This is a genomic window from Fimbriimonadaceae bacterium, assembly GCA_019638775.1.
In the GTDB taxonomy this organism is placed as follows: Bacteria; Armatimonadota; Fimbriimonadia; order Fimbriimonadales; family Fimbriimonadaceae; genus JAHBTD01.
In genome coordinates this window covers 1-4,174 of sequence record JAHBTD010000066.1, presented here as the reverse complement: position 1 = coordinate 4,174, position 4,174 = coordinate 1, and the positions used below count along the sequence as shown (strand labels likewise).

General features: G+C 61.0%; 4 protein-coding genes. 1 reads left to right on the top strand and 3 read right to left on the bottom strand.

The annotated features are described in order from the left end of the window. A partial coding sequence (locus KF784_19725; protein MBX3121291.1) for a 3-deoxy-7-phosphoheptulonate synthase occupies nt 1-649 on the top strand: 649 nt, incomplete at its 5' end. Nucleotides 650-873: 224 nt separating this feature from the next. Here KF784_19725 and KF784_19720 read toward each other — a convergent pair. The 3 genes from KF784_19720 to KF784_19710 form a co-directional block, all read right to left on the bottom strand. Then, nucleotides 874-3,099 carry a TonB-dependent receptor gene (locus KF784_19720; protein MBX3121290.1) on the bottom strand — a complete coding sequence of 742 codons (2,226 nt, stop codon included), beginning with the start codon at nt 3,097-3,099 and terminating at the stop codon, nt 874-876. A 432-nt stretch (nt 3,100-3,531) separates the two neighbouring features. Beyond that, nucleotides 3,532-3,792: a hypothetical protein gene (locus KF784_19715; protein ID MBX3121289.1), complete on the bottom strand. Its 261-nt coding sequence runs from the start codon at nt 3,790-3,792 to the stop codon at nt 3,532-3,534. Nucleotides 3,793-3,858: 66 nt separating this feature from the next. Then, nucleotides 3,859-4,174: hypothetical protein (locus KF784_19710; protein MBX3121288.1), on the bottom strand; the 316-nt coding region annotated here is incomplete at its 5' end.

Genomic DNA, 4,174 nt, shown 5'->3' with positions numbered 1-4,174 from the left:
GGGTCTGCCCTGCGCCACGGAACTGCTCGATCCCGTGACCCCACAATACATTGCCGACCTGTTGAGCTGGACCGCCATCGGCGCGCGGACAACCGAAAGCCAGATTCACCGAGAAATGGCCAGCGGCCTCTCCATGCCGGTCGGGTTTAAGAACGGCACGGAAGGCAGCTTGCAGGTGGCCATCAATGCGATGATCACCAGCCGCAGCCCGCACCATTTTGTCGGCGTCAACGCCGACGGCATCACCTCGATTATCAAGACCACCGGGAACCCCGACCATCACATCGTGCTGCGCGGCGGCGGCGGACGCACCAACTACAGTGTCGAAGATATCGCCCGCGCGGAAGCGGCCGTCGCCAGCGAAGGACTCGCCCGTGGCGTGATGGTGGACTGTTCGCACGACAATTCCGGCAAGAATCACCAACGCCAGGTGGAAGTCGCCGGTGAAGTCCTCAAGCAATTCCAGCAAGGCCGCCGTTCGATCATGGGCCTGATGTTGGAGAGCCACCTGCAAGGCGGCCGGCAGAGCTGGGATCCCAACAAGGCCCTGACCTACGGCATGTCCATCACCGATTCCTGCCTGGGCTGGAGCGACACCGAAGCGTTGCTGTACGGCATGGCGGAGTCGCTCGCCGCCAAAGCGGTGTAGTGGACCACAACGTGGTCTCTCCCCCAATACTCGGACGGCTGCCTGTGATCTGAGAGGGGGACCTCCTTCCGGGGTCTTCCACCGGCCACACTCGCAGAGGTTGAGGCCCGGTCTTCGAGCTGTCGCCCTGCTCCGTCGCCCACATCAGTCGCCTCCCGACAAGCCGACCCTTCATGGCCCGATGAACCATCGACACCTCGACGCCCCTCGCGCATAACCTCATCTCAGAACCGCGCCGTCATCATAAGCTCCACCGTCCTCGGGGCCCCGATCAACACCTGACTGGGGTAGAACGGGTCCGCCCAGATGGCATAGGTCTTATCGAGCAAATTGCGGCCACGTAGCATGAAGGTCATGTTCTTGTACGGAACCGAGACCCAGGCGTCCGTGGTCATGTAGGCATTGAGCCGGACGGCGTTCGCGTTATCCGCGTAGCGGTGGCCGACATACCGGAATGCGGCGCCCAAATCGAACGGCACGACAAACGGCACCCGGTACACGCTCCATAGATTCGCCATCACTTCCGGCACGTTCGGCGGCCGGTTACCGCCACGACTCGCGACGCTGCTGCCCGCCGACTCGGAGAAATCAGCAAACCGAGCTGATAGGACCGTAACGTTTCCCTGCAATCGCCAGGCATCGGTCGGCCGGATGGCGCCGCTCAGCTCGATGCCCTTCGACGTCTGTCGACCCACGTTCTGTGCCGCCGTCAGCGACGTCTGGGTCAGGATGTTCTTTCGATAGATGTCGAAATAGGCCACGGTCCACTCGGCCCGGTTGTGCCACAGCTGTCCCTTCGCGCCGACTTCCCACTGCGCACCAGTCGCCAGATCGAAATTCTCCGCCGCCCGCACGATGAACACATTGGTCCCGACCGGATCCGCCGCCGTGGCATACTGACCGTAGAGGGTCAAGGTCGGCAGCAGGTCATAGACCAATCCCGCTCGCCAGGTCGTCGGATTGAAGCTCCGTTCAAAGCTGGCGGTCGTATTGAAGACCCCGGCGGCATTGAAGAGTTGCCGGTCCAGATCGATACGATCATGCCGCATGCCACCGACTAGCTTGAGCGCCTCCGTAATGTTGAATTGCTCTTCGACGAAGAGCGCGGCAGTCGTAATCGTCGTCCGCTGCTCAGCCGAGGTGATCGACCCGAAGGACCCGCTCGGGATCGCCAGCGGATCGATGCTGTCTCCCCCGCCGAAGAAGCTGGGGCGGTTCAGATGCAGATGGCTGAATTCCACGCCGATCACAAACCGGTTTCCGTGCTCAAAAAGCCGCTCCTTGATCTGAGCCTCCATCCGATCGCCGACAATGTACTGATCGTGCTGGACAAAGAACCGGTCCCGATCGATCAATTGCGTACCCGGATTGAACTGGTAGGTCTCGGCGTTTTGCCAGTTGCGTTCGGCCCAGTAGTAATAGGCCTGATTGCGGAGTTCGATGGTGTGTGCCGGCTGCCAGTTCGTCTTGAACTTGGTCCAGTAGGTCGTCGCACTCATGTCGGCATCAACAACATTGAAGTTCTGTCGGAGAATCCGGCCATCGATCGTCCGGCCGTCGTTGGTCGTGACGACTCCGTTGATCGCCGACGAACCGGAAAACCCTCCCGGCATCAACGGAGTCCCCCAGTAGGGCACGCTCCGGTCGTGCGTGACGTCGAAGGAGAGCTCGAAGGCGAGGGTGGGGGCGGCGTCGTACAACAAGGCGCTCGTCAGGTTCCAATACGTATAGGGCGACCGCTGCACACCGGCGTAGTGATCCGCGCGCTGATAACTGAGATCGACACGATAGTGCAGCTTGTCCGATCCCAGCGGCCCGCCGCTGCCCAATGCCGTTCGAAGCGTATTGAAGGAGCCGATGGACAATAGCGCATCGGTGACCACATGATCCTCCCGGAACGGGCGTTTCGTCACAAAATTGATCGCCCCGCCCAACGCTCCCTCGCCATAGAGGACGGATGCCGGCCCCTTGAGCACTTCGATTCGGTCGAGATTCCACGTATCCCGCGGACGTGATGTCATTTGCGCCGGCCCCAGGAGGAGACCGTCATACAGCAGCCGCAGTTGATTGTTCGTAAAACCGCGCATGGAGAAATTGACCGGGTTACCCGGCGAGTCGCCCACCGACAGCCCGGTGGCCCCCTGCACGGCTTCTGAGATTGTCCGAAGTCCACGCTCCTGCATCAGAGTCTGATCGATTACTTCCACACTTGCCGGGATCTCCCGAATCGAGACGCCCAACCGGCTCGCCGACTGGCTGACCTCTTCCAGATGCAACGATCCCGTTCCGCCGGTCTGAATCGGCTGGTCCCGCACCTCCACCACCGGTAACTCCAGCGCACCTGAACCTTCCATGCCCCCGGATTCCGCCAAGATCGGATCCGACCCGACGGCGATACTCCCCGCTAACCATATGACAACACCCACCATAATTTGACGAAACTCAATCACGACAGTCCTCCCCCGAGAGGCAGTTCGCCCCCTCCACGGCTCGAAACGATGATGACAATTGTTCCCGCACCGGCACACACCGGGCGGCTCCACCTCACACCGGGCCGTCCCGACGTGGGTACTCTGGGCGTTACCTGCAGGGGGAAGGAGGAGCACGACCGGAAGGAAGCGAGACGGCAAAAGAATCGCTGAGGAGTTGAATCGGGCCAACATTAGACGCGTGCACATTCGCGGGACAAGAGGCACTTTCCTCCGACACCTCCCCCGCCCCGGCCACATGGTCGAGCCAGGCGTGATCGTCCAAGGCCGTATGCGCTGGGCCCCCCGTCAACAACCCCAGCTCGTGGTCGAGCAGAACGAAAGGCAGAGGTACCGCCAGCGCCAGATAGGCAAGCACGCAGCACAAACGGATCATGAGGATCGGAATGAACATCAGCTGAACATTTCCGAAATCAGACCGACAGGCAACCCCAGACGCCGTAACAATTGGTGGACCAGTCTCGTTCGCATGGCTTGCCGGACGGCCCGGCAGCGTTGGCGCACGGTGACCTGCAGCGACGGTCTTGGATTCAACCCTTCACCATCTGGCCGCACGACGTACCGGTCTTGTGCGCGTCGCCGCTCCTGCATGAACAACCGTTCCACAAACTTCCGTTCATTCTTCCCACACCAACGAAACTCGTGCTCAGACATCGTTCTCTCCTTCATCCTGACTGATCGAGACGGGATCGCAACGCCCGACCGCATTCCTCTCGCCGGTTAATAGGTCACCGAATACCCGATCGTGCCGGAGGTTCCTCGCCCAGCAACATAGCAACTGTTGGCAAACGGCGGCTGGGTAAGCGGGGAGCATACTGCCGATTCGGTCGATCGCCGCTGATACTGAGCTCCTTCGCCGAAAGTCACCTCTACCAGTCCTCCAGACTCCTGTCTGTGGAATGATTGAAACAGGCCGAACCTTCGCAGCACGTGCACGCTGCCTGGTTGAAGCCCGACATGCTGATGAACAGGGACGACTGTCAGACGAGCGGCGGGCCGCGACTGAGATCGGACTTGCGAAAGCAGGTGAGCGAGG